Here is a 23,720-nt window from a genome sequence, read left to right on the forward strand (position 1 = left end):
GCCGCGGCGCCCGTCCACGCGAATTCGAGCGCATCGGCCGGGGCGCCTTCACCGATTCGCGCGGGCCGGAGACCAACGATCCACCTTCGCCGCGGCGCGCAGCGCCTCGCGCTGCGGCTCGGTCAGCTGCGGGAGCGAATAGGTGAGCCAGCACAGCGCGGCGATGGCGGTGCCGTACCTGTTCTGTACCTGGCGCGAAGCGATCGCCGGCTCGGCGTACTCGAGGTCCACCTGCGCGGCGCCGTAGCGGCGCAGCGCTATTCCCTCCAGCTCGCGACGGAGCGTGCTTGCGGCCGTGGCGGCGTCGTCGTGCCCCTCGTACTCGGCGGCGAACCCGCCGATACAGGCGCCGGTCAACCGATCGCGGACGCGGACGCGGCCCAGCCCCGCCGTGACGGTCTCGCCGGCCCTCCCGTTCACCGAGGCCATGATCACCTCCATCACCGCGCCGTGGCGGAAGTGGGGCTTTGCGACCTCGATGGGGATCTCGTACGCCTCCGGCGGGATCACCGAGCTGCAGAGGACGATATTGAAGTTCTCGATCCCGCCCATCGCCAGGGCCAGATCGAACGACCCTGTATGCCATGGATCGAGCCCACCACCGTAGTCGGTGTCTCCATATCCAGAGGTGACGAAATAGGCCAGCGGCACGCGGGTGAGGTAATCTGGTTCTCGCTGCATCGTCCTCGCCTCCGGGACGTCCGGGTTCCGCGCGGCACGTCTCGGCGTTTGCGCGCGAGAGCCGTGGTGGTCGCGCGCACGCCCGGGCCCGCGCCCCGGCAGCATGAGATGCCGGCGCTGCCCCCCGCGTCTCCGGCGCCCGCGAGGACCAGGGCGACGGACTCGCGCTGTCCGCGCTGTCCGGCGCGTCGATCGGAGCGCTGGCTGGAGCGTGCGGGAGCGGTCAGGATGGCGCGGGTCCCCTCACCGCAGGAGCGCCTCATGACCACACCGGAATCCGGCTTTGGCGCCGAGCTCGAGCCCTTCGCCGGGATAACGTCGTTCATGCGCCTTCCGGTCACACGCGACCTGACCGGCGTGGACGTGGCCGTCGTCGGCGTACCGTACGACGGCGGCACGTCCTACCGCAGCGGCGCTCGCCTCGGGCCGCGACGGATCCGCGAGGCGTCCGTGGTGCTGTGGGGGTACAACAACGCTCTCGCGGTCAAGCCCCTCGACGTGCTCAAGGCGGTGGACTACGGCGACGTGAACGTCATTCCTCCATCCATCACCGAGTCGATGGCCAACATCGAGGCCAGAGCCGACGCCGTGCTGGCGGCGGGCGCGACGGTGCTGGCGCTCGGCGGCGATCACTCGGTCAGCCTGCCGCTGATGCGCGCTCACGCCAGGAAGTTCGGCCCGCTCGGGGTCGTGCACTTCGATGCCCACCCGGACACCTGGCACCGCGAGTTCGACGAGCAGCCCTACAGCCACGGGACGTCGTTTCGCCGCGCCATCGAGGAGAAGATCATCGATCCTTCGCGCTATGTCCAGGTGGGGCTGCGCGGTCCGACGCCCGAGGCGATAGACTGGCAGTGGGCGCGCGAGCGCGGCGTGCGCGCGATCACGATGGATGACGTCGTGGAGCTCGGCATGCCCGCCGTCGTCCGGATGATGCGAGAGGCCCTCCGCGGCCCGATCTACGTCTCGCTCGACATCGACGCCGCCGACCCGGCCTTCGCGCCGGGCACCGGCACGCCGGAGGTGGGCGGCTTCACCAGCCAGCAGATGCTGCAGCTCGTGCGAGGGCTGCGCGGGGTCGAGCTCGTGGGGTGCGATGTCGTGGAGGTGTCCCCGCCGTACGATCATGGCGATATCACCTCGATCCTGGCCGCCAACCTGGCGTTCGAGCTGCTGTCGCTGATGGCCGTCCGGCGGGCGCGGCGGTCCTGAAGGCAACGGCGAGCCCAGAGGATTCTCCATGCGAGCCGGCTGACGTCGCTCTAGCCGGAGGCGATCGCGAACGACGCGATCGGCGTCGGAGAGGTCGAGACGCCCTGAGCTCCGCATCGGCGCGAGCCCACCGGGCGCTCGACCTCGCGCAGGTCGAGCGCCTCGTGCGTCGCCCCGTCAAGCCGCGGGGTCAAGCACGCGCTCGAAGATGGCAAACGTCGTGTGCGGCTCAGGAATGGAGGCGAAGACCGGTCGCCCCTGGAACCGATAGTCCTTGTAGACGACGCGCGCGATTTCGCGAAAACCAACCTTGATGGCGCAACGCTGGGAGAAGTGGCCGGTGCATTCGGCGACGCAACGCTGGAAACCGTTGTGCCGCGCCACGTCGACGCTCGCCTGGAAGAGGGCGCCGGCGATTCCATGGCGGGCGAATCGGCTGCCGGGCTCGACGCCCATCATCCACAGGTCCATCACTTCGCCGCGCTTCAGTCCGGGGCGGAGAGCCTCGTACTGTGAATCGATGCTCGCCAGCGCGTCTATGGATGGGGCGAACCTGGGCAGCTCGTCGGGGAATCCCGGCGGGAACGGCTCCTTGAAATCACGGCTGATAAGGGCGCCGGCGAGCGAGCCCGGCTCCTGTTCAGGCACGGCGATGACGGACAGGCCGTTGGTCATGCACTCGTGGCTGAAGTAGGACACGAAGCGAGCCCAGTCCTCGACGGTGGCTCCAAGCGCGCGGCCCATGGGCTCGTGGAGAAAGCTGGCGCTCAGGAGGCGAGTGACGGCCTCGCCATCCTCTTCGTTCGCGATGCGATAAATGACGCCGCTTTCTCGGCGCACTTCCTCGGTGTACCCCATGGTGATATCCCTGGTTCAGCTGCGGCGGCCGCCCGTGGAGCTGCGCCGGGCCGCTCGCTTCCGCCTGGTATGAAACTTCAGCGAAGTCGCCGGCGAAGGCGCGCGAGCCGGCGCTTGCGCAGCCGGCGAGCCGATCCCAGCTCCAGGAGCGCAACGAGCTCCGATTCGGTCGGCGTTCACATGGCCCCAACCTGCGTCTACCGCCATGTCATGGCAAGGCCAGGACATGACGGTCGATCACTGGCTGTTCCATCCATTGTGGCAGGGCGCGCCTGCGGGTGGAAGCAGGCGCTTTACCGGCCAAACGGACGCGCGCGGTATGTCAGTCCCGGAAGCCGCGTCCGGTGTGCGGTACGTGGAGCAGCCCGCCGTGCTCGTTGGCGAGGTCAAGGTCGTTCGGCGGCGGGGGCACCGCGGTCTCTTGCGCCGGGAACGCGCCTGGCTGCGACAGATCTTCGATGAACGCGTCGAGCAGCTCGGCGGTCACGTGCTCCATCGCATAGATATGGTTGTAAGTCCGCTTCTCGCCCTCCACGTAGATCGTCTCGACCGCCAGGGTGTACTTGAATTCCAGCTCGGCGTTCACGGCCTTGAAGCGGATCGCCAGCGATAGAGGGGCACGCGCGACCCACAGATCCTGCCCGAGCCGGGCCTGGAGCTCGAGCAGCCTCCGGTGCGCGTATGCGGCGATGGACTCGGTGTAGAGCGCCTGGCCCACCAGATCCTCGTACGAGCGGCGCGCCAGGTTGTCCCAGAGGACGACGGCCGACAGCCCGTTCCTCGACCCGGCGAACGTCGTATCCGGCGAGCCGATGTACTCCGGGACGCTGGGAGGGCGCAGCAGGTACTTCGTCCTCGTCATGTAGACGCCGCAGGGCCAGGGCGCGCCGATCCACTTGTGTCCGCTCATCACGATCGAGTGCACGAATGGCAGACGAAAGTCGAAATTGGGCCCTCGTCGAGCGATCTTGCCCGAGTCGTGGGCCATCTCGAGGAAGGGCATGTAAGCGGCGCCGAGCGCGCCGTCGACGTGGAACCAGTAGCCCGTACGGACGTCGTACTTCTCCGGCCTCCTGGGATCGCAGTGGACCTTGCGCTCGTCGAGCCCGTACCTGCGCAAGATCGGGAGAAGCACGTTGCCCGCCTCCTCCACATCGTCGTAGGCGCCTTTGAAGGTCGTCCCGTAATTGAAGCACACGAGGATCGGGTGGCCCTTCGACGCGAAGAACTCCACGAGCCTGGCGAGCGCGGCGATGTCGATGACGCCGGGGCCGCCGGGGCCGCCGACGGAGGGCACCTCTCGCGGCCAGGGGCGCCCGGGCGCGAGCGGGTTGTCGTTCGGATAGCGCGTGGCGCCGATCTCGTAGAATGTCCGGATGTCGAGGGCCTGCACCGCCTTGACGATGGAGTAGTGCGTGTCCTCCGAGTAGAACGCGAGAGGAGCGTAGGCGTTCGGGCTTTCGGCCGGCGCCGGCGCCTGCGCGACCACGAGGCGCCGCGGCGCCGCGCGGCGCTCGCCGCTCACCTCGGCGCGCGATGCGTCTCGCTCCGCTTCCGGCTCCTCGAGCAGGCACCGCCCTGCCAGGTAGTCCCTGCCGCTCCACAGGCTGTAGAGGTTGCCCTCCGTCGACCCCATGGTCAGCACAAAGCCCCAGTAGGACTCGCCGTCGAGGCGATCGTGCGGCCAGCGCGCTCGCCACAGCGCGGCGTAGTAGTCGAGCACCGCGCGCTCTATCCACTTGACGTTCGTCGTGACCCTGCTGCCGCGGAACGGATCGCCGATGTTGTTCAGGTGATAATCGAGGAAGCGGCCCAGATCTTCTGCATAGCGGGGACGCAGGTTGTTCTGGTAGCCGAGGAAAGTCGCCTTTTGACGAGATTCATGCTCGTACAGCTGCCGGAGCGCCTCGGCGCGCTGCTCGGGCGACAGGCCCTGCCGGGAGAGACGGAATGCCTCACAGTCGATTCCTCGCATCGCGGGGTACACGGCGCACGGGTCCGCGACGGGAGGCGTGGGGGGCGGACCGCACGCGGCCTCGACCGCCGAGCTCGGGGCCGGTTCGCCTCCAGGGCAAGCCTCCGCGCCAGCTCGCGCCCTCTCCTTTTCATGGTCTGCGCTCATGCCTGCTCCCCCGCGCGTTCCGCAGCGCTGTCGAGCTGTCGGCAACGCATCACTGCACATACGGTTGAGCCCGCCAGCCATGTCGTCAATCGGTCGGAGGCGCGGGAATCTTCTCTTTCGCCTCGCATGGGCTCGCCCGGCGGCCGCGAGGCTCTTCCCCGCCGAGCCTCCCTGGCTCGGCGGCGGCCTGAGCCGCCGCGCGGTCCCGCCTGTCGAACGGCTTGCGCTCGCCCGCAGCCGCTGCACGCGCGCTCGGGGGCGGCGTGGCCCGATGTGGCCGGCGTGGCGCAGGATGCGCGCTGGATGCGGGTTATCGCCCCGCCCCGATGATGAAGAGGGGACCGGGCGCGCCGAGCTCCGGCCGGTGGACCGCTTCCTGCTGAAACCCGCGCAGCACGGGAATCAGCCGGATCCAGCCGGCGTTCGAGCAGGGCGCCGGCATCGTGACGAGCCGCGGAGACGTGCACTACGCGGTGACGGAGCACGGCGTCGCCGATCTCTGGGGCCGGAACATCCGGCAGCGCGCGCTCGCGCTCCCGGACCGCGCCAAGCGTGACTCGCCGCGCTCATCGCAACGATGTAGCCACGAAGCCCTCCGCCCTCTCGGCGCGAACAGACGATGCGGTATGTCGGCGCCGTGTTGGAGCCGGAGGGGTCCTGACGGGGCGCGCGCGCTGGCGGCGCTGCACGGAGGGGCCTTGACGGGGCGTGCGACCTGAAGCGGCGCGGTCCGGACGGGCAGCGCCGGCGCCCTCAAGGAGCCGGAGGTCCTGGCCTCGCCTTCGAGGACCGGTGAGCGGTGCGCTTCACTGCGTCGAGTGCCGCTGCGAGCCGCTCGTACAGGCGCTCCGCGACCGGCTTCGGCAGCTCCCGGTCAGCCCACGGGTACAGCCCCGCCTCCTCGTGGGCGGCGTGCTGCCGCAGCGCCCGGATGAACTTCTCCACCTTCTCCTCTCGCAGCGTGTGGAGATCGATCGCCGTCCCCATGTCGGCGAGCTGCGCGCGGATGCCGAGGTGCTCGGCGCGGATGGTGCCCGCCTCCTCCGGGTCGAAGCGATCGAACAGCGGCAGGAGCATCGTCTCCTCTGCCTCCATGTGCGCCAGCAGCTCGCGTTCGAACGTGCCCCAGGTCTCGCGCGCCGCCTCCACATCGCCGGCGTGCATCCGGTTGAGCAGGGTCTCGAACACTTCGTCCAGGCGCTGATGATCCCGGTGCAGTGTGTCGTAAAGGCCATTCATGATGTTCTCCCGCCCAGGGACACAGCATGATGCGTGCCGCCGCGGAGCCCCGCAGACAACGCCCGAGCGCGCGACGACGCGCAGCGCAGAGGCTGCGCTCCGGCGCAACGCGAGCCCCGCATGGCCGTCCAGGACCTCTTCGGCGAGCTCCTTGTGCCGGGGGAGCGTGCTCTACTCTCCGGCGCCGTCAGCCAAGAAACGGGGGCAACCGGACCTCGCGCGGCACCGGGAGGACTCCCCGCTGCGCAGCGCGCTGCGAGCTCCAGGCCTACGAGCCCGACGAAGGCGGCTCCGTCCTGACGCGCCGCAGGCCATCGATGAGCATCATCACCGCCGCGCCTCCGGGCAGCACGAGGAGCCACGCAGGCTCCACGGACGTCATCGCGAACAGCCCGTTCAGCCCCGGCACGTAGATGAGAGCGATGGCCAGCGCGACCTCGATCGAGAGCCCGGCGGCACCCCATGGGTTCGACCAGAACACGAGGCGCTTCCGGAGAGGCCCGTCGCGCTGAGCGAACAGACACCCTATCTGACCCGAGACGATTCCGATGAAGGTCAGGGTGGCAGCCTCTCGCTCCAGCGCGCGAAGCGGATCGAGCGAGTCGAACGGGCTCCAGCCATGCGCCCAATAAAAGCCGAAATACGCCAGAACGCCGAGCAGCGCCTCCACGGTCCCATAAAGGAAGAACGTCCGAAGCGCGAGCGCCCGGGTGAGGATCGGCTTGCGGGGCGGCTCCGGAGGGACGAGCAAGGTCGCGGGCGACGGGGGCTCCACGCCGAGCGCCAGCGCGGGGAGCACGTCGGTCCCCAGGTCGATCGCGAGCACCTGCACGATCGCGAGCGGGAGAGGGATCGGAAAGAAGATGTAGAGAAGGAACGGGACGAGCTCCGCGACGTTGCTCGTGAACACATAGCTCACGAAGCGACGGATGTTCTGCTTGATGGCCCGGCCTTCCTCGATGGCCGCGACGATCGTGGCGAAGTTGTCGTCGGACAGGATGATGTCCGACGCCTGCTTGGCCACCTCCGTGCCGCGCAGGCCCATGGCCACGCCGACGTCGGCAGCGCGGAGCGCGGGGGCGTCGTTCACGCCGTCGCCGGTCGCCACGACCACCTCGCCGGACCGCCGCAGCACCTGCACGACCCGCAGCTTCTGCTCCGGCGTCGTGCGCGCGAGGCTCGCGCCGGCCTGGAGCAGACCGAGCAGCGTCCGGTCGTCCATCGCGTCGATCTCGGGCCCCTCGACCATGCGACCCGCCGCATCCAGTCCGATGCTGGCGGCCACGGAGCGCGCGGTCGCAGGGTGATCGCCTGTCAGGATCACGACCCGCACGCCCGCGCGCCTGCACGCGGCGATCGCTGCGGGGACCTCCGGCCGCGTCGGGTCGTGCAGGCAGGCGAGGCCCAGGCACGTGAGCGGGCCGCCGGCCTCCCTCACGGCGAGCAGGAGGACGCGCTCGCCGCGCTCGGCCGCGCCCACGACCGCCTCGTCGAGGCCCGCGGGCGCCGGCGCGCCGGTCAGCGCGACGACCGCCTCGGGCGCCCCCTTCACGAAGTCCCGCGTGGCGCCGCCTTCCGCGCACGTCACCGCCATGTAGCGCCGGCGCGCGTCGAACGCGGTGTCGGCGATCCGCGGCCACCGGGCGCGCGCCTCGGCGAGGTCCACCCCGCCGGTCGCGGCCCAGTGCGCGAGGGCCACGTCCACCGGATCGCCCTCGTAATCGCCGCCCGCCGGCGCCGGGCGCGCGTTGTTGCACAGCGCGGCCGCGAGCCGCGCCGCCTGCTCCGCGTCCGGGGGCGCGCCGCGCGCGGGGATGAAGCAGCGCACCGAGAGCGCGTTCTGCGTCAGGGTCCCCGTCTTGTCCGTGCAGATGGTCGTCACCGACCCGACCACCTCGACCGCGGAGAGGCGCCGCACCGGGGCCCCGCGCGCCGCCATCCGCTGCGCGCCGATCGCGAGCGAGACGCTGAGCGTCGGGAGCAGCCCCTCGGGGACGAGCGCCACGATCACGCCGATCGCGAACGTGAGCGCGCCGAGCGCACCGACGCGGTGGAACGCCTGCGCGAGCACCAGCGTGGCCGCGCCGGCGATCACCGCGATGGCCGCGGTGACGTGCGAGAGCTGCGCGACCTGGCGCTCGAGCAGCGAGCCCTCGCGCCCGCCCTGCTCGAGGAGCCTGGCGATCTTGCCCGCGGCGCTCTCCGCGCCTGTCGCGAACACGAGCGCCTCGCCCGCGCCGGTCACCACGGACGCGCCGCTCGGGAGCAGGCTCGGGAGCGTGAGCTCCTCCGCGCCTCGGCCCGGCGAGGCGAGCGGCGCGGCGTCGCGATCGACCGGCGCCGTCTCGCCCGTGAGCATCGAGAGGTCGAGCGAGAGGCTGTCTGCGCCGAGCAAGATGCAGTCGGCCGGGACGATCTCGCCTGCCGCGAGCCGGACCACGTCGCCCGGGACGAGCTCGCGCGCCGGCACTCGCCGCTCGACGCCCGCCCGGACGACGCGGGCGCGCACGGCCACCCGGCGCATCAGGCTGCTCACGACCTGCTCGGCGCGGTGCTCCTGGATGAACGCAAACGCGCCGTTGAGCACCACGACAGCGACGATCGCGAACCCGAGCTCCGGGGCGCCCGCTGCGAAGGCCAGCCCGGCGCCGAGCCAGAGCAGCAGCGCGAGCGTGTGCGTGAACTGCGCGACCAGCGTCCGGAGCGGACGTGATCGCCTGGGCGGCGCGGGCTCGTTGTCGCCGCAAGCGAGCCGCCTCCTCGCCGCATCGACGTCCGTCAATCCAGTTGGATTGGATCGCAATGCCTGGATTCGCCCCTCGACGGAGAGCGCGGCGAGCTCCGAGGGATGGATGCGCGGTTTAGCGCCGGTGGCGTGAGACGGCTTTGCCTGTCCGGCCGCGGCGACAGGAGAGGACGATCGACTCACTTCCGAGGCCTCGGCAACGGCGTAGCAAGCAACAAGCCCCGAGGCTCTTCGCCCGCCATTACCGGACGAGCGAGGCGAAGGCAGGATGCGCCGCCGGGCTGGGCCTCGGGCTCTACGTCCGAGGGCTCGTTTACCGGGCCCACAGGTTGTCCGGATACCGCTGGTGAAGCGCGTGCGCGTGTCGTTCGCGTTGACGCAAGAACTGCAGGTCGCTGCCCATGATCACCGCTGCGGATCCTCGGCAACGCCACCTTGCCAGCTCGCGATGAAGCCCGGTGGGACGTCCGCGCGCGGGTTACCCCGGGCCTGGAGGTGGACACGGAGCCCAGGCCAGCGCGCTCCGGACGGCTGGGGTCAGGCAGCCCCGGCGTGGCTCGACGCGGCCGGGGCGATCGCTGGCACGTGCCCTGCAACACGGTACCGATACGATTGCGGAGCACCACGGTTCACGTGGGCGCCGCGTCAGGCTCCGTGGCACCCGGCGCGCCTCGCCTGCGCGGGGCGGCCCGGCAGCAGCAGGCTCCTCGAGCGACGCCGATGTGCGTGACCACGATCGCCGCATCGTGCGACTGCAACTAGCGACAAACGGGTTGAAATTGCCTGAAAAGCGAGGAATTTCGAACCGCCAAGACACCAAGAGCGCCAAGAAGAGAATCTTATCTTGGCGTCCTTGGTGTCTTGGCGGTTAATTTCTCGCTTGAACAACGTGATCGCTATTCTGGCAACACTGTACAGCGCACACAACATCGTCTCACAAGGGGCATGCCGTGAGTCAAGTGCGACCAACGCTTCTCGAGATCGTGGTCAAGACGGCCGTGGCCCACTCTGTCACCTACACCCTCGTGGGTCTTCTGGCGTCTTCGCTGCTCGATTATACACGGTTCTTCGCAGAGTCGAGCCTGAACCTCCTGATGCGGCCGACGAACGATCCCTGGGTGATGGCGGGACCGCTGTTTCAACCCATCCGGGGAGTGATGTTCGGGGGGGTCTTCCACCTGCTGCGCGAGCCGTTCTTCGGGGAGAGGAACGGATGGCTGGTGATGTGGATCTCCCTGGTGGTGATAGGCATCCTCGGCACGTTCGGACCGGCTCCGGGCTCCATCGAGGGGATGCTCTATACAACGTTGCCGACATGGGTCCACCTCAGGGGTCTTCCAGAGGTCCTCCTGCAGTCCCTGTCTCTGTCGCTGCTGCTGTTTTACTGGGTCCAACATCCGCAGAAGAGATGGATGCGCTGGATGATGGGAATTTCCTCCTCGGTCCTGCTCTCGTTCCCCATCATCGGCCTGCTGGCAGGTCAGCCACGGTAGCCCAGCCCACCTCCGTTGAGCGGCGAGCGGCCCAGGCTGGGTTCGCGCGCCTCCTCACCGCTTCGGCCTCGGTCAGGCCGTTCGGAGTGGACGCCAATGCTGGAGTCACCCCTCGAGGGAGGGGGCGGCGTGGCTGTGGGTCTCGTGCAACTATCGGCCGATCGAGGCGGGGTCATGGTGTGGACACATAATATGGATCCGTCGGGAGCCCGCGAAGACGAGGGGGCCTGCGCGTCCTCGCCCTGCCGGAGCGGGCCCCACGAGGCCGGCGCGGCGCCGCGCGAGGTCACGGAGCGCGCCGCACCGGAGGGGCGCGACATCAATCGCGTCGGCTGGATCTCAGGCACGTCGAGGTCGATCTGCCAGCGCTCATCCGGGCGACGGTGGAGCGGACGGCCGACGCGACGAAGGGACATCGGGTCGACGTCGAGGTGCTGGACGGCGTCCCGCCGCTTTGGGCCGATCCCGGGCGCCTGGAGCAGGTGCTCACCAACCTGCTGTCCAACGCGGCCAAGTACGGCGCGCCCGGGACGCCGATCCGGATCGGGGTGGAACGGCGGAGCGGCGAGGTGCTCGTGGCGGTCGAGAACGAGGGGAAGGGGATCGCCCCGGACGAGCTGCCGAGGCTCTTCGCCCGCTATTACCGGACGAGCGAGGCGAAGGCAGGAGGCGCCGCCGGGCTGGGCCTCGGGCTCTACATCGTGCGAGGGCTCGTCGAGGCCCACGGGGGGCGGATCTGGGCGGAGAGCGAGCCCGGGAAGGCGACCTTCCGGTTCACGCTGCCCTGTCCTGACTAGGCCCGGGCCGCTCGACGCGGGGGTGGCTTCGATCTCCGCGGCGTTCCGCCGGCTCCCGTGCTTCGGGGGGCGACCGGCAAGGCCGGCCAGGAGGCGCGGTGAGCAACGCTGGATGCTGACTCCCAGGCGCTGTTGCTCCGCTCGCGAGAGGACCCGGAGCGCGCTGCGCGCCTTGGCCCGAGCCGTGCAGCCCGCGGGCCATGGCCGGGTGGATCATGCCCAATCTTGATCTCGTGCCCCAACAGAAGATCTCCAGCTTCCGCAAGCTGGCCATAGGCACCTGGCGCACCGCGTACGATCCGTCGGTGTACGGCACGCTCACGCTGCGCATGGACCGCGCGCTCGACTACATCCAGGCGTTCCGGCGCAGCACCGGCCGCCGGCTCACGGTGACGCACCTGGTCGCCAAGGCCTGCGCCGAGGCGCTGCGCCGCTGCCCCGACGCCAACGCGATCTTGCGCTGGAACAAGATCTACCTCCGGCGCGGCGTCACGGTCTCGGTGCTGGTCGTGCAGGCGGCCAGCGGCGACGGCGAGGTGGATCTCACCGTGACCACGATCGAGCGGGCCCATGAGAAGAACCTGGTGCAGATCGTCGACGAGCTGGACCGGACGATCGAGCGTGCACGCCAGCGGCGCGACAGGGCGGTGGAAGAGACGAAGCGAACGATCCGACACGTCCCGTTCCTCTTCATGAACGTCTTCCTGCGCCTGCTCTCGTTCGTGATGTACACGCTCAACCTGGACCTGTCGAAACTCGGGCTTCCGCGCGATCCGTTCGGCGCGCTCACGGTGACCAACGTCGGCTCGCTCGGCCTGGAGAACGCCTATGTGCCGCTCGTGCCCTATACGCGGACGCCGGTCCTCGTCGTCCCGGGCATGGTGAGCGATGAGCCGGTGGTCGAGGACGGCAAGGTGGTGCCCGGCAAGGTGATGCGCGTGAGCGCCACGTTCGATCACCGCTTCATCGACGGCTTCCACGCCAGCGTGCTGGCGCGCACCGTGCGCGAGATGCTGGAGGACCCGTTCCGTTGCTTTGATCGGCTGGACGCGGACGCGCCCACGCCTGGCTGACGTACGTCGCGTCTCCCGCGGGCGTCGCCGCGCTGCCGGCACGGCTACGCCGGCGCTACGTTCTCCGGCGCGGCTCGGCAGCGTCGGGTGCTGGCTCGGCGACGACCAGCTCGCACGACGAGGAATCCATGTATATCAACTATCTCACGCTTCCGCTCGTCACGGCGGCGGCGGCGCTGGCGCTCGGGGCCTGGTATCTCTTCGGCACGCCCGCCCCCGGTGACTCGCAGGCTCGCCGCCGCAGCTTTGCCTGGGCGTTCGGGGCGTGCGGGCTCATCCTGCTCATCACGGGCCTCCACCTCGTGCTGACATGGCCCATCCCGGGCGGGTACAACATCGTCTTCGGAGAGCCGCTCGTTTATTTCGGGACATTGCTCGTGATCGGCGCACCGGCGCTGTCGCTCGGCGAGCGCCTGGGACCCCTGCTCCTGCTCGGAGCCCTCGGGGGCATCACCAACCTGGTGCTCGCGCTGGCCATCGCGCGCCACGGGATGACGCAGAACCCGGCGCTCGCCGCGGCGATGTACAGCGCGAGCGGCCTCGGGTTGCTGATCGCTCCGGCGATGGGCAGGTCCGCGCTGGCGCGGCGCGCAGCAGGCGCGCTGCTCGCCGCTTCGGCGGCGCTGTTCGCGCTGTTCGGCTATGTGGCCTACGTGAAGCACACGGGCCTCGACGCGTTCGGGAAATGGGTGCCGCTCGAGATGCGCTTGTGGCGATAGCCCGCACGGCGAGCGCCGCGCCTGCAGCAGCGTCGAGGATGCGGACAGGCCCACCGTGACCGCGCGCGATCGCCGGGACGGCTCTTCAGGCGGCCTTCTTGGCCTCGCCCTTCTTCGCCTCGACCGCCCCTTCCGCGCTCGGCTCCTTGGCGGCGCTGATCGGGATCTGCTTCGGCTGGACCCCGGCTGCCTTGGGTACGACGATCTCGAGCACGCCGTGCTTCAGCTCTGCCTGGATCTTGTCGAGATCGGCGCCCTCGGGCAGCGTGAACGAGCGGCAGAAGCTGCCGTACGCGCGCTCGTACGTGTAGAAGCGCTCGCCTTCCCGCTCCTCCCGCTCCTCATCGCGCTTGCCGCTGATCGTCAGCTGGCGCCCGCTCACCGAGATGTCGACGTCACTCTCCTTCACGCCCGGCAGGTCGGCGCGGAACACGAAGCGGTCCTTGGTTTCTCTGAAATCGATGTCCGGTGAGAACCAGCCTTCCGGCTGGCGGAGCTGGGCGAAAGGCGCCATCTCCGCAAACGGATCCCACTGCAACATCTCGCGCATCATGCGCTCCGGGTCGAGCGCACGCATCATCGATCCGATTCTACGGGGCTCTCGCCAACGTGCGAGCAGCGTCATGGGTGACCTCCTTTGAAATCCAGATGACCTTTCTCGTTCACCTGCAACACGCAGAGCTTCACACGCCCGGAGCGCCTTCACCCGAGCGACAGAGCCAGGCTCATGCCTGACGGCGGCTCGTGCAGTTGTTGCCGAGGATGGAGGTGCAGGATCCGTGCTCGGGAGGCGTGTACCAGGGTGGGCCGGGTCGCCGTATCCGAGGATGAGCCCGTGCCCTGATGGCGCCTCCGACAGGAATCACGGCAGCCGGCGCCACGGTCCCAGGCGAGCCGTCGATCTCTCGGGCGCTCGTGAGACGACGAACGGAGCGCGCGATCGGCACCCGAAAAAGCAGGCCCTGAGGTTGCATCCTGGAGGGCGGCCACAGAAGGGCGGCCGGAGCCGCCCAGGAGATCTTCCGCGATGCCCCACAAGCAACTCCTTTTCCACGCCGCTGCTCGCGAAAAGGTCCTGCGCGGCGCCACGGCGCTCGCCGACGCGGTCCGCGTGACGCTCGGCCCGAAGTCGAAGAGCGTGCTCATCGGACGCGCGTGGGGGCGCCCCACCGTGTGCAACGACGGCGTCTCGATCGCCAAGGAGCTGAGCCTCAAGGACCCCGAAGAGGACGTCGGGGTACAGATCATCCGCGAGGCGGCCGAGCGCACGGGCGATGCGGTCGGCGACGGCACGACGACGTCCACGCTGCTGGCTCACGCGATCTTCGCGGACGGGCTCCGCAACATCGCCGCGGGCGCGAGCGCGATCGACCTCAAGCGCGGCATCGAGCGGGGGCTTCACGCGGCCGTCGAAGCGGTGCGAACGCTCTCCCGCCCTGTGCAGAGCCGCAAGGAGAAGGTCCAGGTCGCCACGGTCGCGGCGCACAACGACGCGACCATCGGCGAGCTCGTCGGCGACGCGGTGGAGAAGATCGGTGGAGAGGGCGTCATCAGCGTCGAGGAGGCGAAGGGGACAGAGACGGCGGTCGAGGTCGTGCAAGGCATGCAGTTCGACCGCGGCTATCTCTCGCCGTATTTCGTGACCGACCCGGAGCGCATGGAGTGCGTGCTGGAGGAGCCGCTCATCCTGATCCACGAGAAGCGGATCGGCGTGATGAAAGACCTGCTCCCCCTGCTCGAGCAGGTCGCAAAAGAGGGACAGAGCTTCCTGCTCATCGCGGAGGAGGTCGAGGGCGACGCGCTGGCCACGCTCGTCGTGAACAAGCTGCGCGGGACGCTCGCGTGCGTCGCGGTCAAGGCGCCCGGCTTCGGGGACCGGCGCAAGGCGATGCTCGAGGACATCGCGATCCTGACCGGTGGAGAGGTGATCGCCGAAGAAGCGGGGGTGAAGCTGGAGCACGTGACGCGGGACCAGCTCGGGCGGGCGGCGCGGGTCGTCGTGAAGCAGGAGAACACGACGATCATCGGCGGCGCCGGCGACCCGCACGCCATCCACGCGAGGGTCGAGCTGCTCCGGCGGCAGATGAGGGAGACGAAGAGCGACTACGACCGCGAGAAGCTGGAGGAGCGCCTGGCGAAGCTCGTCGGCGGCGTGGCGGTCGTCCGGGTCGGGGCGCCGTCCGAAACGGAGATGAAGTCTCGGAAAGAGGCTATCGAGGACGCGATCAGCGCGACCAAGGCGGCGGTGGTCGAGGGCGTCGTGCCCGGCGCGGGGCTCGCGCTCCTGCGCGCGAGCGTCGCGGTGGAGCACGAGGAGCAGCGCTGCGACGGCGACGAGCGCACCGGCGTGCGCATCCTGCGCCGCGCGCTCGAGGCCCCGACGCGGCAGATCGCGGAGAACTCCGGCGTCGACGCCGGCGTCGTGATCGAGCGGATGCGCGCCGGCAGCGGAAATCTCGGGTTCGACGCGGCGAGCGGCGCGTACGTCGATCTCGTCGAGTCGGGCATCATCGACCCGACCAAGGTGGTGCGCGTCGCGCTCGAGAACGCCGTGTCGGTGGCGAGCGTGCTGCTCTTGACGGAGGCGACGATGACCGATGTGCCCGAGCCGGCGAAGGAGCGGGCGGCCGCGCCACCGCTCGAATGAGCGGCGCGTCGGGTTCATCAGCCATCAGGCGATCTTGTCCGTCTGGGCTCTCGAGAATACGACCGGCAATCTACGAAAACCGCGGAACATGACGCTCTCGCATCTCCGCACCGACGGGCTCTGGTCGTCGAGCTTCAGGCCTGGCATGCGGCGAATCAGGCTGACGAGCCCTATCTCGAGCTCCCGGCGCGCCAAGCCGGCACCCAGACACCCGTGCGGACCAAAACCGAACGCAATGTGCTTGCCCGGCGCGCGCGTGATGTCGAAACGATCGGGCTCGTCGAAGATCTCTGGATCCCGGTTTGCCGATGCTATGCCGAGGAAGACCGTCTGGCATCGCTGGATGTGCTTATCGCGGATCTTCAAGTCTTCTGCCGCGACCCGGCAAACGAACGGCACCGATCCGTCGTAGCGCAGGCACTCCTCTACAGCGCACATGATGAGCGCCGGGTTCTCACGCAGCTGATTCAACTGGTCTGGGTGCATGAGGAGCGCATGGACCGCATTGCCAAGCTGGTCGATGGTCGTGACGTGTCCGGCCGCGAGGACCAATATGCACTGAGCCGTGACCTCCTCCGCGGACAGCTTTTCATCCTGCTGCCCGGCCACGAAGATGCTCACCAGGTCGTTGCTCGGGCGCATGCGCCGCTCGTCGATGATGGTGAGAAAATAGCGCTCCAGATTGCATGTCGCTTCGTTGGCTGATTTGGCGTCCTCCTCGGCGTCCAGAGTCGTGTCGCCGAAGAACCGCGCGGCGTCCTCAGACCACTTCTGGAACAACCCCCGATCTGCGTCAGGGATGCCGAACATGTTGGCGATCGCCGTGGCTGGCAATGGCTGAGCCAAGTCGCGCACGACATCCATGCGACCGAGCGGCTCTACCTTGTCGAGGATCTCGTCCGTCACGCGCTGGAGGATCGGCCGGAACCCGTCGAGAACGCCCTGCGTGAACCCCTGTATGCTTGCTCGCTTGGCGCTCATCGCTGCTCCTCCCGACGCAGTGCGCCAGGTTCTCGCTGTCCGAAGGCGATCGAGGGAGACCTGGTGACGCGACGCCTCGCTGTCATCGGCTGGACGAGAGCTCCCTACGCCGCGCGCTCCAGCCGGGCTTCCTGCGAGCACGCGGCCTCGAACAGGTAATCGCGGGTGAGCGGCACGGCGTCCATGCGCTTCGCGAGCTGCACCTGGAACACCATCAGCCGGCACCGGCGGAAGCCCACCTCGCTCGAGGCGAGATAGAACTCCCACATCCGGCGAAAGCGCGCGCCGTGGGTCCTGGCCACCGCCTCGGCATTGGCGAGGAAACGCCGGCGCCAGTGCCGCAGCGTCTCGGCGTAGTGCAGCCGGAGGATCTCCAGGTCCGTCACCCACAGGCCCGCACGCTCGATCGACGGCAAGACCTCGGAGAGGGCGGGGATATGCGCGCCCGGGAAGATGTGCTTCTGAAGCCACGGGTCCATGTCGCTCGGCCCCTCCATGCGCCCGATCGCGTGCAGGACGGCCACGCCGTCATCGGCCAGCAGATCGCGCACTTTCCGGAAAAAGGAGTCGTAGTGCGGGATGCCGACATGCTCGAACATGCCGACCGAGACGATGCGATCGTACTCGCCGACCTCACCCCGGTAATCGCAGAGATGGAAGCGCACCCGGCCCTCGAGGCCCGCCTCCGCGGCGCGCCGGCGCGCTGCCGCGACCTGGCGGGTCGAGAGCGAGATCCCGGTCACGTCGACGTCCGCGACCCGGGCGAGGTGCAGGCACAGGCCGCCCCAGCCGCTACCGATGTCCAGCACCCTCTGCCCGGGCCGGAGGAGGAGCTTGGTCGTGAGATGGCGCTTCTTGGCTTCCTGCGCCTCCTCGAGCGTCATGTGGGGGGCGGCGAAATAGGCACATGAATATTGTCGATCCGGATCGAGGAAATGGTCGAAGAGGGCCTCGGGTAGATCGTAGTGATGGGCGACGTTGCGACGCGCGCGGACGGGCGGGTTGTACTGCTGGAGGAAGGTCCACGATCGACCCAGGATGCGGCGGAGGCGCGCCGCCTGGAGCGGCTTCAGCCGGGCGATGTTCCTTGCGCCGAGATCGAGCAAGTCGTACACGCTGCCGCGCTCGACGGTGAGTGAGCCGTCCGTGTACGCCTCGCCCAGGGACAGGCCCGGGTTGAGCAAGAGCTTCCAGTGCAGGCGCCGGTCGGAGAGCCTCACCACGACCTCGCCGCTGTCATCGGCGCACCGACCGAACCGGTGGGCCACACCGCGCGCGTCGATCAACGTGAGCGCGCCCTCGTCGATGAGCATATCCAGGATCTTCACCAGGAGCATCGACCCCCCTCGGACATTGCCTGCCAGCGATCTACCTCGCGCCGCTTCTCCCGGCTCACGAGAGCCCGTCCGGCCGACGTTGACCATCAGCGACGTTGACCATGAGCGCCTCCCCGGTGGGTACCTAGGTCGCGGAGGCCGCGCCGAGAAGCCCTCGCCCGGGGGGCGGGGCAGGCGCTGGCCGAGGTTGCCGAGGAGGCTGGCGCACCCATGGTTGAAGCGCGCCGGGAGCCCCGTCCACGCGAGGCACGTACGCAACCTCCTGATGCGCGCGACGCGCGACGACCGATTCTCTTCGAAGATCAACGAGAAGAGGGCTGATGCCCGCCGATTTCAGCTGCAAGAATGTAGGCGGCATAGTTCATGCTCAGATCGGGGGCTCCTTGTTGGCAACCGGTGTATCGATTCATTTGCTCTGACAGCGATCCATCGGGATTGATGTGGTGATGCACTCGTTCCAGGAACGCATCTCCTTTGCGCCGGAGCGCATCGACGACCTGGTCGAAGCGCGGGGCGCCGAGGAGGAGCTCCTCGCCTGGGTGGAAGCGCGCATCTTCCAGCGGCAGCCTCTGGAAGAACGGCAGGTTCGTGGAGGTCAGGGCGGCCCTCTCCAGCCTCAGGTAGCGTTCGGCCAGCTTGTAGTAATACGACGCGAAGCCGATCGTGAGACTTGGCCACGGATTACCGAGCGAATCCGTGCGATATCCATCGTATCGGTCTTCCGGATAGCGGCCGATGGCGATCCCCTCGATCCGCTTCGACGGATCGTTGATCGGGTACATGGCCTCGAAGGTCCTCTCCAGCGCTGCGGCCGTCGCGAGCACCTGCTCCTGGTCCACTGGATAAGCACAGCCTCCTTCGAGGTGAATATCTTCTTCCGTGGCATATCCGCCCAACGTCGCGACGATGACCGAGCTGTCCAGGCCGCTCCGAGGGCTCGGCCATCCATCCTGATCACGCGTCGCGACGAGGTGATTGCGCCCGGGATCCCAATGCAAGAACAATTCATCGCGCAGCGCCCGGGACTGCTCGAGATACCAGCGAGCCGCGCCAGCATCCTCGAGCCTCGTCGCCAGCGCGGCTCCCTCGACGAGCGCCGTTCGCTCCAGGAGTCGCGGGAAGAAATGGTGTCCCCACACCTCTTCCCAGGGATCGAAGCAGGGCTCGCGCCAGTGGTGCGAGATGTATTCCAGGTCCGTCTTGATCGCCGAGTCTGTCGGCAGCTTCGCATCATAGAGCTTTTCACGCACCAGCTCCCGTTTGCCCTCGTTCAGGAGGACGAAGGCCAGACGAGTGAGCTCGATGGCTCGAATGGCAGGTCCGTCGTGCTGCGGACGTCCCCATGGCCCGGAGTAGGGCTCTCCGTCTATCGTGAACTTCGGTTCACCCAGCCCGGCAGGGCTGCGAGCGGCAGTTCGCTGAATGTGCCTGGAAAAATCGACGAAGTCCATCAGCAGGTTGAAATACCGTTGCCGAGCCGCGGGCTGCGCCGCCGACTGGTACAGGGAGAGGACGGCCTTTACCGCGATGCCAGAGTCTCGAACCCAATGGAAATAGTAGTTCGGGTTCGATCGAGATGGGGAAGCCACGATGGCTCCGGGGATGGCTCCCGGAGGCGACACATTCTTCAGCAGGAGCTCCCTGGCGCGCTCCGTGTCCTGATGGAGGCATTTTCGCAGGCTCTGTGCTCTCACGTCGATCTCCTGGCCATCTCGCACGGAGGCGATCTCGCTGCGCCCGGCCTCGAAGCGGTCAATCCACGATGATTCGAAGGGCGATCCGGGAGGAGCCGCCCTCTCGGACGTCGGGGCGTGATCCGAGGGGAGCCATCGTTCTCGAGCCTTGCAAGGGCTGGGCTTGGCCGGCGGCCTCCTGATGTCCACGGAGAGCCCTCGAGAGGGTGTCTCAGACGTGACGATGGTCGCGGCCGCGCCGTCAGGGATCTCCGTGATCTCGAGATCGTACAGCGTCGCGGCTCGACCAGGGTTCGCGCCTTGGGAGCGCGCGCGCCACGGAGCCAGGCATCGCGGTCGCGGTCTGCGAAGCGCGTGAAGCGGAGCTCGCCGAAGACCCTGCCGTCGGCGCGGAAGATGAGGTCGTCCGCCGAGGTTCAGCGCATCTGATAGCGCCCCGTCTTCTCCACGGGCTCGATGCAACCGACGACCGCGCCGCGCGCCCCCACGTAGGCCCGGTGGCCAAGCCTGTCGTCGGCGGACGCCTCGGACGGGCGGGGCCAGGCGTCCTCGGCGAGGGACGCCAGCCGGTCGTGGATGCGCCGCAGGCCTTCGACCGCCTCCTGGGCCGTGAGCTCGCGGAACACCCCGAACACGATGACGCTCTCCCAGTCAGCGAGGCTCTGGATGTGGTCGACCTGGAAGCAGACCTCCGGATTTTTACGCATCATCCGGACCTTGGTCCCCTCCGCCGAGCGCAGGTAAAGGAGGCCTTTCTCGTAGGCGTAGCTCATCGGCACGACGTACGTCCGTCCTTCGGCGTGGCAGCCCAGCCGGCCGAAGGCGCCGCGCTCGAGGAGCGCCTCGATCCGCTCCGCGCTGAGGGTGCCCGCCGCAGGACCCTCCGGAGGCCCCCCTCGTGCGGGCACATCGAACATGCGGAACTCGGCGCGGCACGCGGCGCAGAACTGGTACTCCGAGCGCACGCCGCAGCGCAGGCAGCGAAACCGCGAGGCGTACGGCGGCGGACCCATGATCACCCTGGTCCCGCGGGCTTCCTTCTCCGGGGGCACCACCAGCACGGGGCGGCTCGAGGTCCGCGCGACGCGCTCGGCGACGCTGCCCAGCAGTACGGCCGTGGTGCCGGTGTGCCCGTGGCGGCCCATCACGATCAGCTGGACGTCGTCTTCCTCAGCACACCTGACGATCTCCTCCGCGGCAGATCCCACCCGGACGAGCGGGACGATGCGAACCCCATCGCCGAGCTCTGCGACGACGCCGCGCAGCGCGTCTGCCGCGCTCGGCTGTGCCTGCGCGGACGCTGCGACGTGGAGGATCCGGAGCTCGGCGCTCCAGGAGCGCGCTTGTTCCAGGGCGACCCTCACGGCCGCGGCCGAGAGCTCCGAGAGATCCGTGGTGGCCAGAATCCGCTGCACAGGCTGCATGCTGCCCCCCTGCGGGGCCATGTCCCATCGCCGTGGGACCGGCGCTTTGCGTGTCGTATCCACCAATCGCAGCAATCGCCGTGCCCTGCCTCACCCCACCCGCACCTCCTGCTCTCGCGGCGTCCGCGGCGCAGCGGGTGGCTTCAGCGTGTCCTGCGCGCCAAGAAGACGACGGGTCACTCCTCCTCCTCGAGGAGCCCGCGAAAGACGTCCACATAGCTGACGATGCCGACCAGCGCACCTTCTCCGTCGACGACCGGGAGCGCGCCGATCTTGTTGTCGAGCATGAGCTCCATGAGCTCGGTCACGTCCGCGTCCGGACTGGCGCTCACGACATTGCCGCTCATGATCGTGGACACCGGCCCGCGGGCCTTCCGCAGCGCTCTGTCGACCACGGCGGCGTCCTCCGAGTAGGGCAACTGGAGCGCGCGCAGGTCGCGATCGCTGAGCATCCCGACCAGCTCACCCTGGTCGTCGACGACCGGCACGTGGCGGAAGTCCATCGTCTGGAGCACGTCCACCGCCTCGCCGATGGGGTCGTCGACCCGCACGGTCCGGGGGTTCTCGGTCATGAGCTCGGCGGCGCAGATCTTGGGTAACGACATCTCCTCCTCGCACAATGCAACTCGCGGACCAGCCGATCCCGCGACGATTTCGCCTGTCGAGATCGGCTCGCTGCCGCGCGGGCACGCCGGGCCTCACCCCTTCACGACGCCCATCGGCCGGAGCCGCGCCACCTTCCGCGCGATGCCCGCGCGGTGGACGACCTCGACGACGCGCTCGACGTCCTTGTAGGCGACGGGCGCCTCCTCCGCGAGCTCGGCGTTCGAGGGGCAGCGGACCACGATGCCGCGCCGCTCAAGCTCCTTGCGCAGCTCGTGGCCCGTCACCTGGCGCTTCGCCGCGCCGCGGCTCATGGTCCTGCCCGCGCCGTGGCAGGTGCTGCTGAACGACACCGCCGCCGACGCGTCCGTGCCCACGAGGACGAACGAGGCCGTCCCCATGCTGCCGGGGATGAACACGGGCTGGCCGAGCCCCCGGTAGCGCGCCGGGATCTCGGCGCTCGAGGGGCCGAGCGCGCGCGTCGCGCCCTTCCTGTGGACGCAGACCTCGTGGCCGGCGGCGCGCTCGATCTTCGCCGTGTTGTGGGCGACGTCGTAGACGAGGGCGAGCTCCCCGTCGCCCACGACGCGCGTGAACACGCGCCGCGCCGTCTCGGCGATGACCTGCCGGTTGGCGAAGCCGAAGTTCGCCGCGGCGCACATGGCCGCGAAGTAGCGGCGGCCCTCCGGCGAGGACAGCGGCGCGCAGGCGAGCTGGCGGTCCGGAAGCTCGATCCCGAGGCGCCCGGCCGCCTCGTCCATCAGGCGCACGTGGTCGGTGCACACCTGGTGGCCGAGGCCGCGCGAGCCGGTGTGGATCAGCACGGCGACGCGGCCGCTCGCGAGGCCGAGCCGCGCCGCCGCGGCCTCGTCGAAGATCTCCTCGACCACCTGGACCTCGAGGAAGTGGTTGCCGCTGCCGAGCGAGCCGAGCTGACCGCGGCCTCGCTGCTTGGCGCGCGAGGAGACGTGCGCCGCGTCGGCCCCGGGCAGGCAGCCGCCCGCCTCGATGACCTCCAGATCTTCGGGCCGACCGAGGCCGTGCGCCCGGATGAGCCAGGGCACGCCCTCGTTGAGCAACCGATCGAGCTCGTCGTCCGACAGCATCAGCGGGCCGCCGCGCCCCGCGCCCGTGGGTACGCTGCGGCTGAGCTCGTGCACGACCGCCTCGAGGTGCGGCGCGAACGTCGCCTGGTCGATGCGTGATACGAGCAAGCGGACACCGCAGTTGATATCGAAGCCGATCCCGCCGGGCGAGATCACCCCGTCGGGCAGGAGCGTCGCGGCGACGCCGCCCACGGGGAAGCCATACCCCTCGTGCATGTCCGGCATGCCCAGCGCGGCGCCGACGATGCCGGGGAGGGTGGTGACGTTGACGAGCTGCTCGAGGCTCCGGTCGCGCTCGATCGCCGCGAGCTGCTCCGGATCCGCGAACACGCGCGCGGGGACGCGCATGTCGCGGCGGTAGGAGGTCGGTATCTCGTACGCGAAGGGGCCGAGCCGCGTGAGCGGGACGCCGCGGGCGGGCGCCTCAGACGTCGAGGACGACGGTTGCGGATATGCCATGAGAGGTCTCCGTGATCTCGAGATCGTGCAGCGTCGCAGCCTTGACCAGCGCCCGCGCCTCGGGCGCTCGCGCGCCGCGGATCCAGGCGTCGAGATCGCGATCGGTGAGGCGCGTGAAGCGGAACTCGCTGAAGACCCTGCCCTCGACCTCGGTGCGGAAGACGAGGTCGTTCAGCCAGTCGACGAGCAGGGCCGCTCGATCGCGCGATCGCAGGCTGACCGGCTGGGCTTCGCCCTCGGGCGGGGGCGGCGGCCGATCGCCGCACGCGATCCGGGCGAGCGCGCGGCCGGCCTCGGCGAAGAGCTCTGCGAGCGCGGGAGCGTCGATGCGGAGGCGGAGCTCGCCCGTGTGCTCCTCGAAGGCGTGCGAGGCAGCAGGGGTCGGATGCGGCGGCACGGGCAGATCACCTCCTCCGCGAGGAGCATGGTCGCGCCGACCGCGCCGACAAGGTGGTGGCGGCCGCGCGGGCCGGCCTCGTGGCACACCGCCTGCCTACGTGAACGGCGAACGGCACGGCGGCGAGCGCGA

20 protein-coding genes are annotated in these 23,720 nt (G+C 69.3%); 7 read left to right on the plus strand and 13 right to left on the minus strand.

From position 1 onward, the window contains the following. Positions 1–48 precede the first annotated feature (48 nt). Positions 49–681, minus strand: a complete 633-nt coding sequence (locus WMF29_RS14680; RefSeq protein WP_437329423.1) for a pyruvoyl-dependent arginine decarboxylase — start codon at positions 679–681, stop codon at positions 49–51. Positions 682–942: 261 nt separating this feature from the next. Between WMF29_RS14680 and speB the strand changes: the two genes are divergently transcribed. Further along, positions 943–1,893, plus strand: coding sequence for an agmatinase (speB, locus tag WMF29_RS14685; protein WP_437329424.1), 951 nt, complete (start codon positions 943–945; stop codon positions 1,891–1,893). Positions 1,894–2,070: 177 nt separating this feature from the next. Here the strand turns inward: speB and WMF29_RS14690 are convergent, their stop codons facing one another. Together WMF29_RS14690 and WMF29_RS14695 are read right to left on the minus strand one after the other, a co-directional pair. Continuing rightward, on the minus strand, positions 2,071–2,751 hold the full coding sequence (locus tag WMF29_RS14690; RefSeq protein ID WP_437329425.1) for a hypothetical protein: 681 nt from the start codon (positions 2,749–2,751) through the stop codon (positions 2,071–2,073). A gap of 322 nt (positions 2,752–3,073) precedes the next feature. Beyond that, positions 3,074–4,726, minus strand: a complete 1,653-nt coding sequence (locus WMF29_RS14695) for a pyridoxal-dependent decarboxylase (protein WP_437329426.1) — start codon at positions 4,724–4,726, stop codon at positions 3,074–3,076. Positions 4,727–5,274: 548 nt separating this feature from the next. Here WMF29_RS14695 and WMF29_RS14700 point away from each other — a divergent pair. Further along, positions 5,275–5,592, plus strand: a complete 318-nt coding sequence (locus WMF29_RS14700; RefSeq protein ID WP_437331119.1) for an acetyl-CoA hydrolase/transferase C-terminal domain-containing protein — start codon at positions 5,275–5,277, stop codon at positions 5,590–5,592. A gap of 34 nt (positions 5,593–5,626) precedes the next feature. Here the strand turns inward: WMF29_RS14700 and WMF29_RS14705 are convergent, their stop codons facing one another. Then, entirely contained in the window at positions 5,627–6,112 is a 486-nt protein-coding gene (locus WMF29_RS14705; protein WP_437329427.1) for a hemerythrin domain-containing protein, read from the minus strand. 268 nt (positions 6,113–6,380) lie between these two features. Next, positions 6,381–9,041: a cation-translocating P-type ATPase gene (locus WMF29_RS14710; RefSeq protein WP_437329428.1), complete on the minus strand. Its 2,661-nt coding sequence runs from the start codon at positions 9,039–9,041 to the stop codon at positions 6,381–6,383. A gap of 800 nt (positions 9,042–9,841) precedes the next feature. On the opposite strand from WMF29_RS14710, the gene WMF29_RS14715 reads away from it, so the two are divergent. The 4 genes from WMF29_RS14715 to WMF29_RS14730 all read left to right on the plus strand — a co-directional run bounded on the left by WMF29_RS14715 (position 9,842) and on the right by WMF29_RS14730 (position 12,940). Then, positions 9,842–10,351: a hypothetical protein gene (locus WMF29_RS14715; protein WP_437329429.1), complete on the plus strand. Its 510-nt coding sequence runs from the start codon at positions 9,842–9,844 to the stop codon at positions 10,349–10,351. Positions 10,352–10,734: 383 nt separating this feature from the next. Continuing rightward, a complete protein-coding gene (locus WMF29_RS14720; RefSeq protein WP_437329430.1) occupies positions 10,735–11,148 on the plus strand; it encodes a sensor histidine kinase in 414 nt (137 codons plus the stop codon). 215 nt (positions 11,149–11,363) lie between these two features. Next, positions 11,364–12,221, plus strand: a complete 858-nt coding sequence (locus WMF29_RS14725) for a 2-oxo acid dehydrogenase subunit E2 (protein WP_437329431.1) — start codon at positions 11,364–11,366, stop codon at positions 12,219–12,221. A 128-nt stretch (positions 12,222–12,349) separates the two neighbouring features. Then, positions 12,350–12,940: a DUF981 family protein gene (locus WMF29_RS14730; protein WP_437329432.1), complete on the plus strand. Its 591-nt coding sequence runs from the start codon at positions 12,350–12,352 to the stop codon at positions 12,938–12,940. Positions 12,941–13,025: 85 nt separating this feature from the next. Here the strand turns inward: WMF29_RS14730 and WMF29_RS14735 are convergent, their stop codons facing one another. After that, positions 13,026–13,520: an Hsp20/alpha crystallin family protein gene (locus WMF29_RS14735; protein WP_437329433.1), complete on the minus strand. Its 495-nt coding sequence runs from the start codon at positions 13,518–13,520 to the stop codon at positions 13,026–13,028. 447 nt (positions 13,521–13,967) lie between these two features. Here WMF29_RS14735 and groL point away from each other — a divergent pair, with 447 nt between their 5' ends. Continuing rightward, positions 13,968–15,587, plus strand: a complete 1,620-nt coding sequence (gene groL, locus WMF29_RS14740) for a chaperonin GroEL (protein WP_437329434.1) — start codon at positions 13,968–13,970, stop codon at positions 15,585–15,587. 24 nt (positions 15,588–15,611) lie between these two features. Here the strand turns inward: groL and WMF29_RS14745 are convergent, their stop codons facing one another. The 7 genes from WMF29_RS14745 to WMF29_RS14775 all read right to left on the minus strand — a co-directional run bounded on the left by WMF29_RS14745 (position 15,612) and on the right by WMF29_RS14775 (position 23,588). Further along, positions 15,612–16,568: a cytochrome P450 gene (locus WMF29_RS14745; protein ID WP_437329435.1), complete on the minus strand. Its 957-nt coding sequence runs from the start codon at positions 16,566–16,568 to the stop codon at positions 15,612–15,614. Between the two features lie 104 nt (positions 16,569–16,672). Further along, positions 16,673–17,905 carry a class I SAM-dependent methyltransferase gene (locus tag WMF29_RS14750; RefSeq protein WP_437329436.1) on the minus strand — a complete coding sequence of 411 codons (1,233 nt, stop codon included), beginning with the start codon at positions 17,903–17,905 and terminating at the stop codon, positions 16,673–16,675. 302 nt (positions 17,906–18,207) lie between these two features. Further along, positions 18,208–19,599, minus strand: a complete 1,392-nt coding sequence (locus WMF29_RS14755) for a glycoside hydrolase family 15 protein (RefSeq protein ID WP_437329437.1) — start codon at positions 19,597–19,599, stop codon at positions 18,208–18,210. 416 nt (positions 19,600–20,015) lie between these two features. Further along, complete coding sequence (locus WMF29_RS14760) at positions 20,016–21,023, minus strand: universal stress protein (RefSeq protein ID WP_437329438.1); 1,008 nt, start codon at positions 21,021–21,023, stop codon at positions 20,016–20,018. A 176-nt stretch (positions 21,024–21,199) separates the two neighbouring features. Next, positions 21,200–21,628: a CBS domain-containing protein gene (locus WMF29_RS14765; protein ID WP_437329439.1), complete on the minus strand. Its 429-nt coding sequence runs from the start codon at positions 21,626–21,628 to the stop codon at positions 21,200–21,202. A gap of 93 nt (positions 21,629–21,721) precedes the next feature. Then, complete coding sequence (locus WMF29_RS14770) at positions 21,722–23,191, minus strand: RtcB family protein (RefSeq protein ID WP_437329440.1); 1,470 nt, start codon at positions 23,189–23,191, stop codon at positions 21,722–21,724. Continuing rightward, on the minus strand, positions 23,157–23,588 hold the full coding sequence (locus tag WMF29_RS14775) for an archease (protein ID WP_437329441.1): 432 nt from the start codon (positions 23,586–23,588) through the stop codon (positions 23,157–23,159). The genes WMF29_RS14770 and WMF29_RS14775 overlap by 35 nt, the downstream gene beginning before the upstream one ends. Positions 23,589–23,720 lie beyond the last annotated feature (132 nt).

The organism is Sorangium sp. So ce381 (assembly GCF_051473845.1).
Classification (GTDB): Bacteria; Myxococcota_A; Polyangia; order Polyangiales; family Polyangiaceae; genus Sorangium; species Sorangium atrum.